Annotated in this window: 14 protein-coding genes; 7 read left to right on the forward strand and 7 right to left on the reverse strand. The window is 64.1% G+C overall.

The features are described 5' to 3' along the window. Nucleotides 1–78 precede the first annotated feature (78 nt). The gene (locus tag FFS21_RS23110) at nucleotides 79–867 is read right to left on the reverse strand and encodes an enoyl-CoA hydratase/isomerase family protein (protein WP_137927066.1); all 789 of its coding nucleotides are present in this window, start codon (nucleotides 865–867) and stop codon (nucleotides 79–81) included. Between the two features lie 173 nt (nucleotides 868–1,040). Between FFS21_RS23110 and FFS21_RS23115 the strand changes: the two genes are divergently transcribed. Further along, a complete protein-coding gene (locus FFS21_RS23115) occupies nucleotides 1,041–1,940 on the forward strand; it encodes a LysR family transcriptional regulator (RefSeq protein ID WP_137927067.1) in 900 nt (299 codons plus the stop codon). Between the two features lies 1 nt (nucleotide 1,941). Here the strand turns inward: FFS21_RS23115 and FFS21_RS23120 are convergent, their stop codons facing one another. The 4 genes from FFS21_RS23120 to FFS21_RS23135 all read right to left on the reverse strand — a co-directional run bounded on the left by FFS21_RS23120 (nucleotide 1,942) and on the right by FFS21_RS23135 (nucleotide 6,923). Next, nucleotides 1,942–3,480, reverse strand: a complete 1,539-nt coding sequence (locus FFS21_RS23120; RefSeq protein WP_137927068.1) for a class I adenylate-forming enzyme family protein — start codon at nucleotides 3,478–3,480, stop codon at nucleotides 1,942–1,944. 151 nt (nucleotides 3,481–3,631) lie between these two features. Continuing rightward, nucleotides 3,632–4,594: a Bug family tripartite tricarboxylate transporter substrate binding protein gene (locus FFS21_RS23125; RefSeq protein WP_137927069.1), complete on the reverse strand. Its 963-nt coding sequence runs from the start codon at nucleotides 4,592–4,594 to the stop codon at nucleotides 3,632–3,634. A 141-nt stretch (nucleotides 4,595–4,735) separates the two neighbouring features. Continuing rightward, nucleotides 4,736–5,722 (reverse strand): Bug family tripartite tricarboxylate transporter substrate binding protein, encoded by a 987-nt coding sequence (locus FFS21_RS23130; RefSeq protein WP_137927070.1) that lies wholly within the window; start codon nucleotides 5,720–5,722, stop codon nucleotides 4,736–4,738. A gap of 22 nt (nucleotides 5,723–5,744) precedes the next feature. After that, nucleotides 5,745–6,923, reverse strand: coding sequence for a CaiB/BaiF CoA transferase family protein (locus FFS21_RS23135; RefSeq protein WP_137927071.1), 1,179 nt, complete (start codon nucleotides 6,921–6,923; stop codon nucleotides 5,745–5,747). 217 nt (nucleotides 6,924–7,140) lie between these two features. Here FFS21_RS23135 and FFS21_RS23140 point away from each other — a divergent pair, with 217 nt between their 5' ends. Genes FFS21_RS23140 through FFS21_RS23165 form a run of 6 tightly spaced genes read left to right on the forward strand, consistent with a single transcriptional unit; the run spans nucleotide 7,141 to nucleotide 12,825 of the window. Beyond that, nucleotides 7,141–8,700 (forward strand): long-chain-fatty-acid--CoA ligase, encoded by a 1,560-nt coding sequence (locus FFS21_RS23140; protein ID WP_137927072.1) that lies wholly within the window; start codon nucleotides 7,141–7,143, stop codon nucleotides 8,698–8,700. A gap of 28 nt (nucleotides 8,701–8,728) precedes the next feature. Beyond that, nucleotides 8,729–9,913 carry a lipid-transfer protein gene (locus FFS21_RS23145; RefSeq protein ID WP_137927073.1) on the forward strand — a complete coding sequence of 395 codons (1,185 nt, stop codon included), beginning with the start codon at nucleotides 8,729–8,731 and terminating at the stop codon, nucleotides 9,911–9,913. 12 nt (nucleotides 9,914–9,925) lie between these two features. Continuing rightward, nucleotides 9,926–10,384, forward strand: a complete 459-nt coding sequence (locus FFS21_RS23150; RefSeq protein WP_137927074.1) for a MaoC family dehydratase N-terminal domain-containing protein — start codon at nucleotides 9,926–9,928, stop codon at nucleotides 10,382–10,384. Next, nucleotides 10,381–10,797, forward strand: a complete 417-nt coding sequence (locus FFS21_RS23155) for a MaoC family dehydratase (RefSeq protein WP_137927075.1) — start codon at nucleotides 10,381–10,383, stop codon at nucleotides 10,795–10,797. The genes FFS21_RS23150 and FFS21_RS23155 overlap by 4 nt, the downstream gene beginning before the upstream one ends. Nucleotides 10,798–10,832: 35 nt before the next feature. Beyond that, nucleotides 10,833–11,657, forward strand: a complete 825-nt coding sequence (locus FFS21_RS23160; RefSeq protein ID WP_137927076.1) for an SDR family NAD(P)-dependent oxidoreductase — start codon at nucleotides 10,833–10,835, stop codon at nucleotides 11,655–11,657. 22 nt (nucleotides 11,658–11,679) lie between these two features. Further along, the gene (locus FFS21_RS23165) at nucleotides 11,680–12,825 is read left to right on the forward strand and encodes an acyl-CoA dehydrogenase family protein (protein WP_137927077.1); all 1,146 of its coding nucleotides are present in this window, start codon (nucleotides 11,680–11,682) and stop codon (nucleotides 12,823–12,825) included. A gap of 24 nt (nucleotides 12,826–12,849) precedes the next feature. Here the strand turns inward: FFS21_RS23165 and FFS21_RS23170 are convergent, their stop codons facing one another. Together FFS21_RS23170 and FFS21_RS23175 are read right to left on the reverse strand one after the other, a co-directional pair. Next, nucleotides 12,850–15,603 carry a helix-turn-helix transcriptional regulator gene (locus tag FFS21_RS23170; protein WP_137927078.1) on the reverse strand — a complete coding sequence of 918 codons (2,754 nt, stop codon included), beginning with the start codon at nucleotides 15,601–15,603 and terminating at the stop codon, nucleotides 12,850–12,852. A 124-nt stretch (nucleotides 15,604–15,727) separates the two neighbouring features. Further along, nucleotides 15,728–18,667 carry an HD domain-containing phosphohydrolase gene (locus FFS21_RS23175; RefSeq protein ID WP_137927079.1) on the reverse strand — a complete coding sequence of 980 codons (2,940 nt, stop codon included), beginning with the start codon at nucleotides 18,665–18,667 and terminating at the stop codon, nucleotides 15,728–15,730. Nucleotides 18,668–18,810: the final 143 nt, after the last annotated feature.

The following is an 18,810-nucleotide window of genomic DNA, read 5'->3' on the forward strand; positions in this document are numbered from 1 at the left end:
TCTGCAAGCAGAACCTCCAGCCCTCTCCCCCAACCCCTCTCCCGCTCGCGGGAGAGGGGAGCAACACAATCGGAGAGATTACTCCGTCGCCCACTGAAACAACGGCGCTTCCTTCTCCTTGAACCGCCTCACCGCTTCCTTGTGATACGCGGTGGTAAACGCCACCCCTTGTCCCAGTGATTCCAGCTCCAGCATGGCGCGGAGGTCGCTGTCGAACGACTGGTTCAATGCGCGTTTGGTCAGCGCATACGCCGCAGGCGAAGCACTCGCCAGGCTGCGCGCCATCTGATCTGCACGAGCAAATAACCGCTCCTGTTCCACGATCTCGAATACCACGCCCATCTGTTTGGCTTCTTCCGCGCGAATTTCGCGGGCGCTGAAGACCAGCTCTCGCGCACGCGCCATGCCCACCACGCGCGGCAGCGTATACAACGCGCCGCAATCCGGCACCAGTCCCACCTTCATGAACGGCATGCAAAAGCGCGCACGCGGCGAGGCCACGATGAAATCCGCCAGCAGCGCCAGGCTGAAGCCCGCACCATAGGCCACGCCATCCACAGCGGCCACCACGGGGCGATCCAGGTCGGAAAGCATGGCGATCCAGCCGTGCAGGTCGTCCATGCGGTCGCGGCCTGCGTCGGCGTCGGTGACGTTCATGGCGCGGATATCGCCGCCCGAGCAGAAGTCGGTGCCGGCGCCGCGCAGTACCACCGCACGAATCGAACGGTCGGCGCGGATGGTCTGCACGGCTTCGCGCAGCCCGTCGCGCATCGATGTGTTCAGGGCGTTCTTCTGTTCGGGACGATTCAGCGTCAGCGTTGCCACGCCGTCCGCAATGTCCACGCGCAACGTCTCCTGCTCTGCCATGTCGGGTCTCCGGAGTTATGGGAATGGCACAGCTTGGCGCATGCACGGCGGTTCGCCTATTCGCGTGTCTGAAAGCCGGTATTCGCCCGCCATGAAGGCCCTCGGTGATTGCGAGGATGGCAAGAATGCGTGCAATCGGGGGATAATCGCCGACTATTCTGGAGACAACGACAATGCGCTTCGATCTGGTCGATCTGAACCTCTTCACGCATATCGCGGAAGCCAGCAGCCTGACCCGCGGTGCAGAACGTTGCCATCTGTCGCTACCCGCTGCCAGCACGCGCATCAAGAACCTGGAAGAACAGGTGGGCGTGAAGTTGCTGAGCCGCAGCAGCCAGGGCGTCAAGGTGACGCCGGCGGGGGAAACGCTTCTGGCGCATGCGCGCCGGGTACTTCGCCAGATCGAGCAGTTAAGTGGCGATCTTCAGGAATACGCTTCAGGCATCAAGGGGCACGTGCGTGTGTTCGCCAATACCACGGCGATGAGCGAGTTCCTGCCCGGCGTGCTGCGCACTTACCTTGTCAACCATCCCGATGTGACGGTCGATATCCGCGAACGGTTGAGTCCCGATATCGTCCGGGCCGTGCAGGAAGGCATGGTGGATATCGGCATTGCGGCCAGCGGCGTGAACATGGATGGGCTGGAGGTGATGCCCTACCGGCTGGACCGCCTGGTGCTGGCCACGGCTCTGAGCCATCCGCTGGCGCAGCGCAAGCGGGTGCGCTTTGTGGAGACGCTCGACTACGACTTCATCGGCCTGCCCGAGGAAAGCGCGATCCACAATTTCCTGAAACGCGCCGCCGCCGATCTGCAGCGCACGCTGCACTGGCGTATCCAGGTCAGCAACTTCGAGACGGCAGGGCGGATGATCGAGGCGAATGTGGGGATCGGCGTGCTGCCCGAGAGCACAGCCCGGCGTCACGCCAAGACCATGGCGCTCAACATCGTGCAGATCGAAGATGACTGGGCCGAGCGCAAGCTGCAGATCTGCGTGGCGGATCGCGAGGCGTTGCCCGTCTTCGCGCGCAAGCTGGTAGATCTGCTTGTGGAAGACGGCAACACGGGTACTTGAATCAGACCAGTTCCGCCATCATCCCGCGCAACTGGTGCTTGTGCAGCTTGCCGCTGGCCGTAGTCGGTATCGCCGCCACGCGCACGATGCGCGCCGGCCGCTTGTAGGGAGAAAGACGCTCGGCCAGGTAGCTGTGCAGTGTGTCCGCATCGAATGTCTCGCCTTCGCGAATCTCCACGAACGCCACGATTTCCTCGTTGCCGTCCTCTGCGGGATGCCCCACCACGGCGGAAATCCTCACCGTCGGATGGGTATTGATCACGGATTCGACTTCGATCGGATACACGCTGAAACCCGAGCGGATGATCAGGTCGCGCGTACGACCCACGATGAACAGCGCACCGTCGGGGCCGAGTCGTCCGATATCGCCGGTATTGAGCCAGCCATCGGGACGCAATGCCTCGGCAGTCTGCTCCGGCGCGCGGTAGTAACCACGCATCACGCCGGGGCCCTTTACCCATAGCTCGCCGGGCGTGCCGGGAGGAACGGGATTGCCGTCGGATGTCACCACGCGCAGTGCGGCGCCTTCGACAATCTCGCCTGCTGCACAGTCATCGCGCGGACGGTCGGGGCGTGTGATGAACAGCGATCCCGCGTATTCGGTCATGCCATAGCCATGATGCAGCGGTTGCCCGAACACGGCTTCCACGTTGCGCTTCAACGCAGGTTCCAGGGGACCGCCCCCCGTGTACAGGTAACGCAGGCGCGGCGCACGCAGCGTTGGCGTCCCTTGTCTGGCGAGATGTGCCAGGATGCGGCTGAACATCGCCGGCACGCCCTGCAGGATCGAGATGGCACCGCGCTGCAGTGCGGCACAGGCATCGTTGACGTTGAAGCGTGCAACCAGATACAGGCTGCCGCCGCCTTGCAACGTGGCGAGCAGCAGCGTGGCGAGGCCGAAGATATGGGACATCGGCATCACGGCATAGGCGCAGTCGCCGGGCCCGATGCCACGGCTTTCGACCGTCACACGGGCGTAGTGCAGCAGGCCGCGATGCGTGACCATGACGCCCTTGGGCTGTCCGGTGGTGCCGGAGGTATAGATCAGCGCGGCCACGTCGCGCGCGAGGGCTTCCGGCTCCGGTTCACTATGCTGGTCCACATCGGCCGCCATCAACGGGCCCAGGCCGGGCGGCGTGATCTCGCGGGCACGGTACAGCAGGCCGTGCCGCAGCGCGTCAGGTGATGCGGCCAGTGTGAACAGCATCAGCCGGGGCCGGCAATGTGTGCGGATTTCCTCGATCTCGCGCGGCGTGAGGCGTGCATTGGTGACCACGGGCCAGGCGCCGAGTTCGGATAGTGCAAAGACCAGCGTGATCAGCGCGAGGCAGTTTTCGCCGATGATCATCACGCGGTCGCCCGTGCCCACGCCTTGTGCAGCCAGGTATTCGCGAGCCAGGCCAATGCTTTCCCAGAGCTGTCCGAACGTGACGGTGCGCTCGCCCTCCTGCACGGCAATGGCGTCCGGCGCGCGGCTGGCCCAGTGACGGGGAATGTCGCTGATCCGGGTGTTGATGTCGGCGGCGGGTTCCTGCGGCATGTCGCTGAATTCCTTCATGGAAAAGGGGGCCGGACACTATCCGGCACGTCCGCAGTGTAGAGGCGGTGCTGGGGTGCGGCAATTCGTCATCGGGAAAGCACGCCTTCACCGCCGCCGAACTGCCAGGCAACGCCAGCCGCTCGTTTATCGCTTATTCCACTTCGATATTGGCCGTCTTGACCACGTTGCCCCAGAGCGCCAGTTCCTTCTTGATGCGGTTCTGTAGCGGCGCCGGGCCGGTCACGTTCAGGTCGTAGCCCACCTCGGTCATGCGGCTGCGGAAGGCGGGGTCTTCGCCCACGGTCTGCTGCGCCTTGACGAGCTGGTTGGTGATATCGGCAGGCATTCCCGGCGGCCCGACCAGGCCATACCAGCCGGTCAGGTCGTATTGCTTGAGGCCGGATTCCACAAGCGTGGGCACGCTGGGCAAGGCGGGGTTGCGTGTCTTCGACGTGACTGCCAGTGCACGGACCTTGCCGCCCTGGATGTGGCCAATGGCCGTGCCGGTAATGTCGAACATGAACGTCACCTTGCCGCTCATGACATCGGCCATGGCCGGCGAATTGCCCTTGTACGGCACGTGCAGCATCTTCACGCCCGTCATCTGTGCGAGCAATTCTGCGGACAGATGGTTGGAGGCCCCCACGCCTGCCGAGCCGAAGCTCACGTCGCCGGGATGCTTGCGCGCGTACGACACCAGTTCCTCGACGTTCTTTGCGGGGAAATCCTTGTTGATCAGCAGGACGTTGGTGTAGTCGGTGATGAGCCCGACGTAGGTGAAGTCCTTCTCGGGCTTGAAGCTGACCGATTTCTGGATCAGCGGCGTCATCGTCATCGTGGGGCTGGCCACGAAGTAGAGCGTGTATCCGTCAGGCTTGGCGCCGACCGTCATGCCTGCGGCAATCGCACCGCTAGCGCCCGCGCGGTTGTCCACAACCACCGGCTGCTTCAGCACGCGGCCCATTTCGGCGGCGTAGATGCGCGCGGCGGTGTCCACCGGGCCGCCCGGCGCGTAGCCCACCAGCAGCCGGATGGGCCGCGAGGGATAGGTTTCGGCTACGGCTGCACCGTGAGCCAGCGCCAGCAGCACGCCGGCGAGCATGATTCGCACCATGATTGTCTCCTCCTGTTCTTGTCAGGTTTTTGTCGGAGACCACTGTGCGTCACGTCCGCCAGTCAGGCAATTTGCATTTGTTTAAGGTGGGCTTCGAGGATGCAATACCTGCTGCATCCTCCCCCCCTTCAATCCAGCTGCTCAGTCCAGTTGAATACGCGCCGTGCGGACGATTTTCGCCCATTTCGGCGTGTCGTTGCTGACCACGCTGGCCAGTTCGGTTGGCGTCGATGCCACAGGCTGCAGTCCCATGGCGCTCAGGCGCTGCGAGATTTCCGGACGTTTGGCAATGCGTGCCACTTCGGCGGCCAGGCGGTCCGCAACGTCGCGCGGCGTGCCAGCGGGCAGGAAAAACCCGAACCAGCCGTTGGGCTCGAAACCAGTCAATCCGGCTTCCGCAAAGGTCGGCACGGCTGGCAACGCGGTATGGCGCTGCGTACCCGTGATGCCGAGCACGCGGAACTTTCCGCTTTGGAGGTACGCATTGGCCGAGGTGACGTCGACAAATGCGGAATCGACCTGTCCGCCCAATACATCGCTGACCAGTGGCGCGGCGCCCTTGTACGGCACATGGACGAGATCGATCCCCGCGCGAATCTTGAACTGCTCGCCATGCAGGTGCGACGAGGTGCCATTGCCATACGAGCCGTAGCTCAACTTGCCGGGGCTGGCCTTGGCCAGTGCGATGAATTCCGCGAGCGTGCGCGCCGGCACACGATTCGGCACGACGAAAAGATCCGACGACCGCGCGACCAGCGAGACCGGCATGAAGTCGCGTTCCACGTTGTACGGCATCTTTCGGTAGAGGCTGGGCGACTGGATCATTGCGGTGATGGCCAGCAGCATCGTGTACCCATCGGGCGTGGCCTTCGCCACGATGTCGTTGCCGAGAATGCCACTGGCGCCGGGCTTGTTGTCCACTACGACCGGTTGCTGCCACGCCTGCGACAACTGCTGGCCGATCAACCGCGCGATGGTGTCTGCGCCGCCGCCTGCCGGATAGGGCACGACGAGCCGCAGTGGCTTGTTCGGATAGGCAGTGTCGGCGCTTGCATGCCAACTTGCGAACGCCATGCCGCCGCCGATGGCTGCTGCCTGGCCGAGCCAGCGTCTCCGTTCATGATCCATGTCTGTCTCCTTGTGATAGGTGTCAGGCTTCCGTCAGCGTTGTGACGCCTGCGTCGGCAAGTTTCTGCACCTGCGTATCGTCGTAGCCAAGCGAAGCGAGGATGTCGCGGCTCTGCTGGCCGAGTGCTTCCCCTGTGTGCCGGTACTGGGGTGGTGTGGCGGAATAGCGCACCGGATGGGCGATCTGCGGCAACGAGCCCGCCATGCCAGCCACCGGTACATCAACCACCAGTCCGCGCGCGCGCATGTGCGGATGCGTGGCCGCTTCTTCCAGCGTCAGCACGGGTTCCACGCAGCAATCCACCTTGGCGAAGACGTCGCACCACTCCGCGAATGTGCGCGTCACAAAGGCCGCGCCGATCTGCTGCTTCAGTGCGGTCATATCCGTGACGGCCAGCGTTACCCACTCGGGATGGCCCATCGCGCTGCAGAACGCTTGCAGGAACTGCGGCTCCAGGCTGCCGACCGAAAAGTGCCTGCCGTCGGATGTCGCGTAGTAGTCATAGAAGCTGCCGCCATTGAGCCGCTCCGATTCCGGACGTGGCGCGCGCGCACCAGCGAGATAGGCCGCACCGGACAGCGCATTCAGGCTGAATGCGGCATCGGTCATGCTGACGTCGATGGACTGGCCTGCGCCAGTGCGATAGCGATGTGCGACGGCCGCAAGAATGGCCAGCGCGGCATGCAGGCTGCCACCCGCGATATCGGCCACCTGGATGCTCGACGGTGCCGGCGCGCCACGTCCGCAGTAGCTGGCTGTGCCGGCAATCGACAGATAGTTGATGTCGTGCCCGGCGCGGTCGCGATAGGGGCCGTCCTGACCGTAGCCCGTGATCGAGCAATAGATCAGGGCGGGGTGGATCTCGCGAAGCTGTTCATAGCCAAGGCCGAGCCGTGCCATGACGCCGGGGCGGAACTGTTCCACCACGATGTCGTGCGTCGCAATCAGCTTCCTGACGATGTCGATCGATTCGGGTTGCTTGAGGTCCAGCGCCAGCGACCGCTTGTTGCGGTTGATCCACGCATGCGCCGCCGAGACCCCATGGCGTTGCGGTGACAGGCGCCTGACCGGATCTGGCCGGTTCGGCGCTTCGATGCGAATTACGTCCGCGCCCAGGTCGGCCAGCGCCAGGGTGGCGAAGGGCCCTGGCAGCAACGTGGAAAAGTCGAGGATCTTCAGTCCAGCCAGCGGTCCGCTCATGCTCGTAGGGGAAGAGTGGGGATGCCGCCGATTCTTCCATCGCGTCCGGGCACTGTCGTGGTCCGTTCGGACCAATCGCACTGCAACATGCAAATTGGTTCCTTTGGCGCACGACACGGCGCGCGCGGCTCCGTAGAGTCTGGTTCCAGAAGGCGGCCCAACATGGCGGCCCCCATATGCAAGGGCTGACGCTTGCATCACATGAAGGAGACGAGGAATGTATCTGACGCAAGGGCTGCATCGTTGCATGCAGCAGACGCCGGACAGCCGCGCCACCGTGTTTCGCGGCCGGACCCGCACGTTCCGGGAACTGCATGGACGCGTGGCGCGACTCGCTGGCGCGCTGCAGGCAATCGGTATGGCGCCGGGCGACCGGGTCAGCATGCTGGCGCTGAATTCGGATCGCTATATCGAATACATGCTAGGGGTCTGGTGGGGCGGCGGCGTGCTGAATCCGGTGAACATTCGCTGGAGCGTGCCCGAAATCGTCTATTCGCTCGACGACTGCGACACCGGCATCCTGATCGTGGACGATCAGTTCCTGCCGATGGTGCCCGGCATCCTTGCGGCCGCAAAGCGGTTGCCGCATGTGATCTATGCGGGTGAAGGGCGTGCACCCGATGGCATGCTCGATTACGAGGCCATGATCGATGCGGCCACGCCAGTGGCGGACATGTTCCGTGGCGGTCAGGATCTGGCATCGATCATGTACACGGGTGGCACCACGGGCAAGCCCAAGGGCGTGATGCAGACGCATCTGAACCTGTGGGCATCGGCGGTCTCGCGCATGGCCGAGTATCGCGAAGGACAGCGCACGTTCGTATCGCTGCATGTGGCGCCGCTATTCCATACCGCTGCGATGGCGCGCGCCGTCGGCCATATCGTGGCAGGCGACACGCAGGTGATCGAACCGGGCTTCGTGCCCGCCGATGTGCTCAAGACCGTGGCGCGCGAGCAGATCGAAGAACTGCTGCTGGTGCCGACGATGCTGCAGGCACTGCTGGCGGACCCCACGTTTGGCCAGCATGACCTGTCGAGCCTGCAGCGCATCTACTACGGCGCGTCACCCATTTCCGCGGGCCTGCTGGATCGCGCGCTGGCAGCGCTGCCCGACATCGACTTCTTCCATGCGTATGGCATGACGGAAGCCTCGCCGCTTATCACGGTCAATCCGCCGGCGAATCACAGCCACGAGGCACGTGCCAGCGGTCTGTACCGCTCGGCAGGCCGCGCGAGCCTGGGCGTGACCATGCGCATCGTCGATCCGGATGGCAATGAAGTGCCGCGCAACACTGTGGGCGAGATCGTGGTGCTAGGCGCCAATATCACCAGCGGCTACTGGAACCGGCCCAAGGAAACCGCCGAAGCCTTGCGCAACGGCTGGCTGCATACCGGCGATGGTGGCTACATGGACGACGACGGCTATCTGTTCATCGTCGACCGGCTCAAGGACATGATTGTCACGGGAGGCGAGAACGTCTACTCGGCCGAAGTCGAGAGCGTGCTGTCGCTGCATCCCGAGGTGGCGACGTGCGCGGTCATCGGTATCCCCGATACCAACTGGGGCGAGGCGGTGCATGCCGTGGTGGTGCCGCATGCAGGCAAGACGCCATCCGAGACTTCGCTGCGCGAGCACTGCCGTGCGGCACTCGCCAACTACAAGTGCCCCAAGAGCTTTGAATTCCGCACGGAAATGCCGCTGTCGGCGGCGGGCAAGATCCTGAAACGCGACCTGCGCGACCAACACTGGCAGGGCCAGGCGCGCCAGGTGAGCTGATTCCCTTCCATTGATCGAGGACACGAACATGAGCAGAAGCGTATTGGTTGCCGGTGTCGGCATGATTCCGTTCACCAAGGCCGGAGCCAGCGAGGATTATCCGGTCATGGGCGCCAACGCCGCGCGGGCTGCACTGGCCGACGCCGGTGTGGACTACGCGCTGGTGGAGCAGGCGTATGTGGGTTACGTCTACGGCGACTCCACGGCAGGGCAAGCGGCCATCTATGGCGTGGGCCTGACCGGCATTCCCGTCATCAACGTCAACAACAACTGCGCCACGGGATCGACGGCGTTGTTCCTGGCACGACAGGCGGTAGCCAGCGGCGCGGTGGAGTGTGCCATTGCAGTGGGCTTCGAACAGATGGTGCCCGGCGCGCTGAAAGGTGCGTACACGGATCGCCCTGCACCGATGGCGCGTTTTGTCGACGTGATGCGCGACATCCAGGGCATCGACGAAGCCGCGCCGCGTGCCGCGCAATTCTTCGGCGGAGCCGCACGCGATTATCTGAAGGAATACGACATCCGTCCGGATACGTTTGGCCGCATCTCGGTCAAGGCACGACAACACGCGGCGCGCAATCCGTTTGCGGTGTTCCGCAATACGGTGTCGCTGGAGGAAGTCATGGCATCGCCCACGGTGTTCGATCCGCTGACGCGCTTGCAGTGCTGCCCGCCCACCTGCGGTGCGGCGGCTGCGATCCTGTGCTCCGAAGCGTTCGCGAAGAAATATGGACTCGATACGCGCGTTGCCATCCGTGCGCAATCGATGACCACGGACCGCAACAGCACGTTCGACGAAGGCGATATGCGCAAGGTGGTGGGCTATGACATGAGCCATGCCGCCGCGCAGGCCGTGTACGAAGCCGCAGGCGTGGGCCCGGAGGATATCGGCGTGGTGGAGCTGCACGACTGCTTCACCGCCAACGAGTTGATTACGTACGAAGCATTGGGTCTCACGCCGGAAGGCACTGCCGAGAAGTTCATCATCGACGGCGACAACACCTACGGCGGACGCGTGGTGACGAATCCGTCTGGCGGCCTGCTGTCGAAGGGCCATCCGTTGGGTGCCACCGGGCTCGCGCAATGTGCGGAGCTGGTGTGGCAACTGCGCGGACAGGCACAGGACCGTCAGGTGCCGGGTGTGCGCATGGCGCTGCAACACAACCTCGGACTCGGCGGCGCCTGCGTGGTGACGCTGTACGAGCGCCAGTAAGCGGAGGTGCCCATGCTCGATACCCGACACATCGGCACGGTGCTGTCCCGGCATAGCGCGGAAGTGGAGGCAGGCCGCCTGCGCTTCTTCGCCAAGGCCACGGGACAGACCGATGCGCGCTATACCGACAAGGCTGCCGCCACGGCTGCGGGTTATCCCGCGCTGCCCGTGCCGCCGACTTTCCTGTTCTGCCTGGAGATGGAAGCGCCGAACCCGCGCGCCACGATCGACCTGCTGGGCATCGATATCGGCAGCATCCTGCACGGCGAGCAGAGCTTTCAATATCACCGCATGGCGTTCGCTGGGGAGCGCCTGCATTTCGAGGTGCGCATTGCGGACATCTACGAGAAGAAGGGCGGCGCGCTGGGCTTTGTGGTGCGCGAGACCAGGGTGACCGATGGCGACGGCGGTGCAGTAGCCGATCTGCGCAGCGTAATCGTGGTACGTGGCAAGGCCAGGGAGAGCAAATGAGCGCAGTTCGATTCGATCAATTGGAAGTTGGCAGCAAGCTGCCCGCCTTCGATGCCGAGCCGTTGAGCCGGCTCACGCTGGCGCTCTATGCGGGTGCCTCCGGTGACCACAATCCGATTCACGTCGATCTGGATTTTGCGAAACGTGCGGGCATGCCCGACGTGTTCGCGCACGGCATGTTGTCGATGGCCTACCTGGGGCGCTTGCTGACCAACTGGGTGCCGCAGGAAGCGATTCGCGAGTTCTCGGTGCGCTTTGCAGCCATCACGCATGTGGGCGATGTGGTGTCGTGCAGCGGCGTGGTGACGGAGAAAGATGCAGCGGCGGGGACGGTGCGCATTGCGCTGTCCACGTGCAATCAGCAGGGCGAAATCAAACTGGCTGGCGAGGCGCTGATCGCGCCCGCCGCCTGAACCACACACTCGAACAAGACAGAGGGAGACACGCAATGAGCAAGCTGAATGGCAAGGTAGCGATCGTATCGGGTTCGGGCCGCGGCATTGGCCGTGAAATCGCACTGAAGCTGGCGAGCGAGGGCGCCGCCGTGGTGGTCAACGACCTCGACGCGGAACCGGCGAATGCCGTGGTCAAGGAGATTCAGGCAGCGGGTGGCCGTGCCGTAGCCTGTACGGGTAGCGTGACCGATGCCGATTTCGGCCAGCGCTTTGTGCACACCGCGCTGCAGGAGTTCGGCGGACTCGACATCATCATCAACAACGCGGGCTACACCTGGGACAACGTGATCCAGAAGATGTCCGATGAACAATGGTCGACGATCATGGACGTGCACGTGACCGCGCCGTTCCGCATCCTGCGTGCCGCTGCCGATCATTTCCGTGAAACCGCCAAGGCAGATGCCGCTGCGGGACAGGAAATTTTCCGCAAGGTGGTCAATATCTCGTCGGTATCGGGTGTGATGGGCAATGCGGGCCAAGCCAACTACTCGGCCGCCAAGGCGGCGATCAACGGCCTGACGCGTGCGCTGGCCAAGGAGTGGGGTCGCTACAAGGTCAACGTCAACAGCGTGGCATTCGGGCTGATCAAGACGCGCCTGACCGAAGCCGTAGCTGGGGACAGTGCCACCATCGACATCGCGGGCCGCGAGATCAAGGTGGGGGTCAACGCGCAGTTGATGAAGAACGTGGAAGCCATGATTCCGGTGGGTCGTGGTGGTACGCCGACAGAAGCGGCTGGCGCGGTGTACCTGATGTGCATTCCCGAGTCGAACTACATCAGCGGGCAAGTGCTGGTGGTAGGCGGCGGCCGTCCCTGATTGACCACTTCACAGGACAGCCATGTCGAACCAGAGCCCATGGATTACCGAGGATCTTTCGATCTTCCAGGACGCCATCCGCAAGTTCATCGAGCGCGAGCTCGTGCCGAACGAGGAGCGGTGGTGGAAGCAGCAGCATGTGGATCGCGAAACGTGGCGCAAGGCCGGCGAGATGGGTATGCTCTGCGCGAGCATCCCCGAAGCGTACGGCGGCGGCGGTGGCAGCTTCGCGCATGAAGCGATCATCGCCTACGAGCAGGCGCGTGCGATGGCGACGAGCCTCGGCACCGGCGTTCACAGTGCCATCGTGGCGCACTACATCCTGCGCTACGGCACCGAGGCACAGAAGCGGCACTGGCTGCCGAAGATGGCATCCGGCGAAATGGTCGCAGCTATCGCGATGTCGGAGCCGGGTGCAGGCTCCGATCTCAAGAGCGTGAAGACGCGTGCGGTGCGTGACGGTGACCACTACGTGATCAACGGCTCCAAGACGTTCATCTCGAATGGACTGCTGGCCGATCTGATCTGCGTAGTGGTCAAGACGGACCCGGACAAGGGCGTGAAGGGTGTCTCGATTGTCGTCGTGGAAACGGCGGGCCTGGAGGGCTTCCGCCGGGGCCGCGTGCTGGAGAAGATCGGCCAGAAGGGGCAGGACACGGCCGAACTGTTCTTCGACAACGTGCGCGTGCCGTGCAGCAATCTGCTGGGCGACGAGGAAGGGCGCGGCTTCTACCAGTTGATGCAGCAGTTGCCGCAGGAACGTATGACGATTGCGGTAGGCGCGCTCGGCTCGATGGAGCGCGCGATGGCCGAAACCGTTGCCTACGTGCGTGACCGGCAGGTCTTCGGCACGTCGCTGCTGGAACTGCAGAACACGCGCTTCAAGCTGGCCGAGTGCAAGACCAACGTCACCATCGCCCGCGCCTTTGTGGACGATTGCATGGCAAAGGTGCTGCGTGGCGAACTGGACGGCGAGACGGCAGCGATGGCCAAATGGTGGTGCACGCAGAAGAGCTGCGAGATCATCGACGAATGCCTGCAACTGCACGGCGGCTACGGCTATATGGCCGAGTATCCGATTGCGCGGCTGTACGTCAACGCACGGGTTGGCAAGATCTACGGCGGATCGAACGAGATCATGAAGGAACTGATCGCGCGCACGCTGTAGGAGAACGAGGACAGCGGGGCCTTCTCAGTCGAGCAGGCCCCGCTGTCTTGCGATGGCCACCACCTCCGTGCGGCTCTGCGCGCCGAGCTTGGCGCTGATGCGGCGCAGATGGGATTTCACGGTCAGCTCGGAGACAAACAGCTTCTCCGCGATGGCGCGATTGCGGTGGCCGTGCGAGAGCATGTGCAGCACATCGAGTTCTCGCGTGGTCAGGGCATCGAGGCCCATGTCGCGCGTGGGTGTCGAGATGTCTGGCGCAGCGGTAGCTTCGGCAGGTTCCGCATCGGATACGCCCATGCGCGCGAGCAAATCAGGCACGAACCCAGCGGCTACGCCAGGCATCGTGCCTTGCATACGATGAGCAGCGTTCCAGCGCTGCAGCAATGCCACCAGTGGCGCGCCTTCATCGATAAAGCTGCGGCGCAAGCCTTCATGGCTGGCTATCCGCAGCGCTTCGGTCAGCGCATCGAACGCATGTTCGTGTTCTCCTGCGCTTTCCAGTGCCATCGCGTGCAGCAGGCGGAGTTTCAGGAGTCGCCAGTGGCGCTGCTGTGCGGCGGCCGTGGCAACGGCGTGAGCCAGCGCATCGCATAGCGACGCATCCGCCCCGCGCGCAATCTGCAGGCGCCAACGCGCTACGGCGGGCACATCGACTTCATTGGCATACCCTGCGTCATCGAGTGTCTCCCACGCACCGTGTTGTCCCGCGGCATGCAAGGCCTGCGCGGCGGCATCGAGTGCACCGTCGAGTGTGGCCACGCGTGTGCGCTCCAGCCACGTGGAGCAGATTGCGCGCTCCGACGGCACCCGGCCACCGAGTTCTTCCAGTTCCAGCAGCCTGCGCTGCCACAGGTCACGGTCGCCGCGCGCCAACGCGATGCGCGCACTCAGGATATGGCAGGTGATCATCGAATCTACCGGGCCAGTCATCTTGGCGAAGGGCAGCGTGTCATTGACGAGCCGCGCGGCTTCGTCGATCTGGTCCGCTTCATAGCAGAGCAGGGCGAGGATCACGCCGGCTGCGGCGCGGCCTCCCGTGACTTCATCGGTGCGGTCATGCCACGTTTGCTGGGCACCGCGCAGGCGCGCCATCGAACGCCCCAGCCTGCCGTGGAACAGATCGATGATGCTCTCCAGGCAATCCGCCACGCTGCGCAGTAACGGCATCTGCTGGTGCCGTCCGCCTGCGCAGGCATTGGCCAGCACTTGCCGCGCCTCGTCGTGGCGTCGCACGGAAACCAGCCCATATGCCACGGAATTCGCAAGCAGCCAGTACTGGAAGGAATCGTCCGGCGGCACATGCTGGAGCAGCGGCAGGCCGATCTCGCGGCAGGCTTCGGTGCGGTCGGTCATCGCGAACAACACGCAGCGCAACGTCTCGGCCTGGCGTTGCACGGATTCGTGTGCGGCGCTAGTGCGGGTATCGTCAACGATGCATTGCACGGCCTGCAACGCTTCCGCAAAGCGGCGATTGAGCAGCAGCACCCATGCCGCAGTAATGCGCACCCGTGGATCGGCTTCGGAAAGGCGGTCGCGCACGAGATCGAACCAGCGCGACAGCAGCCTGACGCGGCCGTTGTTGAGCAGCGTGTCGGCGTGAAGCGCCATCTCGGCGGTGGCGGCTTCAAGCAGGCCGGCGCGCAGCAGATGGTCGATGGCAGGAATCGGTCGCCGCGCCTGCAGATACCATCGCGCGGCGGCAGCATGCAATGCGGTCTCCCGTTCGGGATTCAGGCTGCGCAGCCGATGCTGCAGGAAACTGGCGAACAGGCTGTGGTAGCGATACTCGTCCTGTTCGCCATTGAGCGGAAAGAGAAAGAGATTGTCATGCTCCAGCGCGGCCAGCATCGCGTGACTGTCGTTGCGATCGAGGATGGCATCGCAAAGCGGTGCGGAAAGATGGCTCAGTACACTGGTTTCGAGCAGGAAGCGGCGCACGGGCTCGGACTGCCGCCCGAGGATGTCCTGCGCGAGATACTCGGCCAGATCCGTATTCGTGCCCGAGAAGGACGCGACAAAGCGGCTGTGGTCGGGATGCTGCCGCAGTGAGAGCGTGGCCAGGTAGATGGCCGTGGCCCAGCCTTCGGTACAGCGATGGAGCCGGGCGACATCCACATCGGACAGGGTTATCCCGCACTTCTCGCGAATAAACGCGGCGGCTTCAGGCAGCGTGAACCGCAAGGCGCCAGGCTGGAGTTCCAGCAGATGACCACGTGCCCTGACGCGGCCCAGCCCGAGCGATGGCGTGGTGCGCGATGCCACCACGAGCGTACCGTTGGGGGGGAGAGATTCCAGCAGCAACTGCACGAAGTTCAGCACCGCCTCGCTCTGGATGACTTCGAAATCGTCGAGCAGGATGGCGAACGGCTGGCTGACGGCCGCAACGGTAGCGATGACGCCCGCGCCCATGCGCTCTGCGGAGGCGGGCAGCGTTTGCCGCGAGGGGTGCAATACCTGCAATCCTGCGGCGAGGTGGCCCAGGAAACGCGGCAAGTCGTTATCGGCCGCATCGAGCCGCACCCACGCGATGGCGTCGCCTTTTGCCTGACACGCCGCTGCGTACTGCTGCATCAGCGTGGTCTTGCCGAATCCGGCTGGCGCGCGTATCAGCAGCAGCCGTGCGCTGTGCGCCGCCAGCATGGCCGCGACCAGATGCGACCGTGCCAGATGCGACGCGGCACAGGCCGGCGGCACAAGCTTGGACGCAATGATCGTCGGCATGTCCTCCGAAACGCCGGGAATCGGCGTTCCGTTCGGACCGTGCGGGCTGGGCTGCATGGGCCGATGTCTCCTGGTTGGAATGTTTTGTGAAGACGATTGTTACACGGCTTGCGCGTTCGGGGAAACCGGATTCTACGGCTTCGGCGGGGCCAAAGGCGGGGTTCGGGAATCGCAAATGCCGCTATGCCACGGCACTGCCTGCGCGCATTTGCTTTCGGTATCGCTCCACGTCTATCTTGTCGATCTGGGCGGGCTGCATATATTGCTGGGCATAGGCCAGGTAGGCGCCCGATGTCAGGAACAGTTCGAAGATCTCGGGGTCGATATGCCCATCCGTAGCGGCCCGGTACATGATGTCGATGGATTCGGACAGGGTCTTGGCGTTCTTGTAGGGGCGGTCCGCCGCAGTCAGCGCCTCGAAGATATCGGCAACCGCCATCATCCGGGAGAGTGTGCTCATGTCCTCGCGCCGCAGGCGTCGCGGATAGCCTGTGCCGTCCATCTTCTCGTGATGGTTGCCAGCCACTTCGGGCACTTGCCGAAGATGACGGGGGAACGGTAGCCGCGAGAGCATGATTTGCGTCTGCACGATGTGATCTTCGATCTTGTAGCGCTCTTCCGCGGTCAGTGTGCCCCGGCCAATCAGCAGGTTGTGCAGTTCGCCGCGATCATGGAGATACGGCGGGGCGTCGCGCCGGAAGCCCCACGGATTGTCGGAGGCGATGGTGTCATGCGGGCCACGCGGCACCCGGTGTTCCGGCTTGTCCGCGAGCAACGGCTCGCGCACGGGCAATGACGGTGCGGGGCTTGCGGACAGATGCGCCGTGGCTTCGCGGGACAGGCCGATGCGGTCGTCGAGCGTCCGGGTCCACGGGCGCGAAGCAATCTGCAGCAGCCGTGCCTTGCGGTGCGCGTCCATGGCTTCGGCCCCCTGGTTGCATGCGGCGACGAATGCGAAATCGTCGTCCAGTTCTCGCAAGGTCTGCTGGAGCCGCGTCCGCGCGTCAGCAGGATCGTCGCCCGCAGCGATGCCTTCGAGGCAGCCGATCTCGGCCTCGCGCTTCATGACCTCGAATCGCATGCGAACCTCGTGCAGGCGATCGTGGAGAGTTTCGAGCTTGGTCGCCTTGTCGATGATGTATTCAGGCGTGGTGATCTTGCCGCAGTCGTGCAGCCATGCGGCCACATGTAGCGTTTCCCACTCGGTGCCTGTCATCTGGAATGACCGGAAGGGGCCATCGGTGGCATCGCACGCGGCTTGTGCCAGCAGCTTGGCCAGCGCCGGCACGCGAGAGCAATGGCCGCCGGTGTGCGGGCTCTTGGCGTCGATTGCATCGGCCAGCAGACGGATGAATGCGTCGAACAGCTTGCGCTGGGCGTCGGCCAACTCGCGGACTTCAATGGAGCCGGCATACAGCGCGGATAGCGTTTCCACATAGGCGAGCTGTGCCGCGTTCATCGGCGTGTCGCGGATCACAAGGATCACGCCACGTGCCTCCGACTTTCGATTCACCACCGGGATGGCTACCGCGCACATGGCACCGCCATGCGTCATATCGCCCGCTGTGATCGCGGCGAGAGCCGTGCGGTCCAGGCCAGCGCTTTGCGAACGATGTTGCCGGACGGCGTCGCGCACCAGTGATGGCGCTTCATCGAGCGCATAGGATGGCTTCGTCGCTGCGGCATCGTTGCCATGACGGTCCAGGATCGCAGCGGCGCGGATGTCGTTCTCGTCGACCAGAAAGAAAATGCCGGCCGTGCCGCCAGCTTCGGCAAGTGTTTTCTCCAGCAGCACTGGCAACAAGCGCTCCAGACGATCTTCGGCGGCAACCGCCTGCACGATGGCAAGAAAACGCCGTATGGTCTGGCGCATCTGTTCGGCGGCGGCGCCGAGCGCGCCCACTTCGCGGATGGTCGATTGCACGGGCAGTGCCTTGTCGAAATCGAAGCTGCGGATGGCTTGCATGCCATCGGCCAACTGGCTGAGCGGCTTGGCGAGGCGATGGGCCACCAGCCATGTCAGCGGAATGGACAGCAGCACGATGGCGAGCGTGAACAGGATGCCCGTCCATGCCTGTTGTTTGGCGTTCGCCAACAGTTCGTATTGAGGCACGGCCATCAGCAGGTAGAGCGGCTTGCCGGTGGTGGCAGGAATCACGTCGGTGGTGGTGTACCACGTCATGCCGTCTACCGTTATCGACTTGCGCCCCGTCTGCCGGGCGCCGCCCTGGAATGCGGTGGCCATGGCCGTGAGCACCGGAATGTTGTAGTCGGCGGGCGCGGCGAGCAAGTCCGCCTGGATAGCGTCTGGCGCGGCGGACGATTCGGGCAGGCGGCTGTCGATGCCAAGCACCTTGCCGTTGCTGTCGAGCAGCGCCAGCATGGTGCCGGGCGTCGCCTTCTTCTTCGCGAGCATCGTGCCCAGCCAGTCGAGACGAAAGTCGCCGCCTACCACGGCATTGCGATGCGGTGTGCGGAATGCAAACGTGGTGCCGACTTCCTGGTCGGAGAAAAACAGATAGGGGTCCGTGCGCACGGGCGCATCGGAGCCAATTGCGGCCTGATACCAGACCCGTTTGCGCGGATCGAAGCGCTCCGCGTATTCCTGATCCCGGAGGGTGGCCACCGTGCGCAGGTCGCGATCGAGGAAATCGACTTGTCCGATCAGCGCGGGCGCCGTGCCGAGGACACTGCGCAGCACGAAGTACGCCGTGTCGGGCGCCTTGAAGATCGCGCGGTCCGCATCGGACCTCAGCGGCCTGAGATAGAGGAAGGTTCCGTCTGCGTAGCCGATGTAGACCGCCTGCAGCACTGGCGCGCTCTCCAGCGCTTCGCGCGCCAGCGATAGCCACGCATCGCGCTGGTGCGGCGTGCCATCGTTGGCGATGGCGCTGTATCGAATCAGCGTGATGGCCGTCTGTGCCGGTGCCAGCAAGTCCTCCACCTCGTCGCGCATCGTGCCGGCCATTTGCTGGCTGGCATCCGCAGTGGCGGCCTGCAGCGCGGCGCGGGTCACCCAGTAGTTGAGGCCGCTCGCCAGCAGGCCAACGAGCAGGATGATCGCGCCGAACAGCATCCACAGATGCGCGTGCAGCGGCATTCCCTTGCGTGACGACGGCATATGACCTCTCCCTTGTTCTTCTTCGACGATGCTTGCGATGGATGGCAGCGTGCAGCCTTCCAAGCTTCGGTGGGAGTGCGGGATCGGTCAAGCAAAGTATTGGGTACACGCGGGTACCCGCCGGACCGTCCGTGCGGCACGGC

The organism is Cupriavidus sp. 2SB, assembly GCF_005503625.1.
Lineage (GTDB): Bacteria > Pseudomonadota > Gammaproteobacteria > Burkholderiales > Burkholderiaceae > Cupriavidus.

Coding starts and splice junctions, on each gene's coding strand:
- FFS21_RS23110 (WP_137927066.1), bottom strand. CDS start 867: ATGGCAGAGCAGGAGACGTTGCGCGTGGACATTGCGGACGGCGTGGCA.
- FFS21_RS23115 (WP_137927067.1), top strand. CDS start 1,041: ATGCGCTTCGATCTGGTCGATCTGAACCTCTTCACGCATATCGCGGAA.
- FFS21_RS23120 (WP_137927068.1), bottom strand. CDS start 3,480: ATGCCGCAGGAACCCGCCGCCGACATCAACACCCGGATCAGCGACATT.
- FFS21_RS23125 (WP_137927069.1), bottom strand. CDS start 4,594: ATGGTGCGAATCATGCTCGCCGGCGTGCTGCTGGCGCTGGCTCACGGT.
- FFS21_RS23130 (WP_137927070.1), bottom strand. CDS start 5,722: ATGGATCATGAACGGAGACGCTGGCTCGGCCAGGCAGCAGCCATCGGC.
- FFS21_RS23135 (WP_137927071.1), bottom strand. CDS start 6,923: ATGAGCGGACCGCTGGCTGGACTGAAGATCCTCGACTTTTCCACGTTG.
- FFS21_RS23140 (WP_137927072.1), top strand. CDS start 7,141: ATGTATCTGACGCAAGGGCTGCATCGTTGCATGCAGCAGACGCCGGAC.
- FFS21_RS23145 (WP_137927073.1), top strand. CDS start 8,729: ATGAGCAGAAGCGTATTGGTTGCCGGTGTCGGCATGATTCCGTTCACC.
- FFS21_RS23150 (WP_137927074.1), top strand. CDS start 9,926: ATGCTCGATACCCGACACATCGGCACGGTGCTGTCCCGGCATAGCGCG.
- FFS21_RS23155 (WP_137927075.1), top strand. CDS start 10,381: ATGAGCGCAGTTCGATTCGATCAATTGGAAGTTGGCAGCAAGCTGCCC.
- FFS21_RS23160 (WP_137927076.1), top strand. CDS start 10,833: ATGAGCAAGCTGAATGGCAAGGTAGCGATCGTATCGGGTTCGGGCCGC.
- FFS21_RS23165 (WP_137927077.1), top strand. CDS start 11,680: ATGTCGAACCAGAGCCCATGGATTACCGAGGATCTTTCGATCTTCCAG.
- FFS21_RS23170 (WP_137927078.1), bottom strand. CDS start 15,603: ATGCAGCCCAGCCCGCACGGTCCGAACGGAACGCCGATTCCCGGCGTT.
- FFS21_RS23175 (WP_137927079.1), bottom strand. CDS start 18,667: ATGCCGTCGTCACGCAAGGGAATGCCGCTGCACGCGCATCTGTGGATG.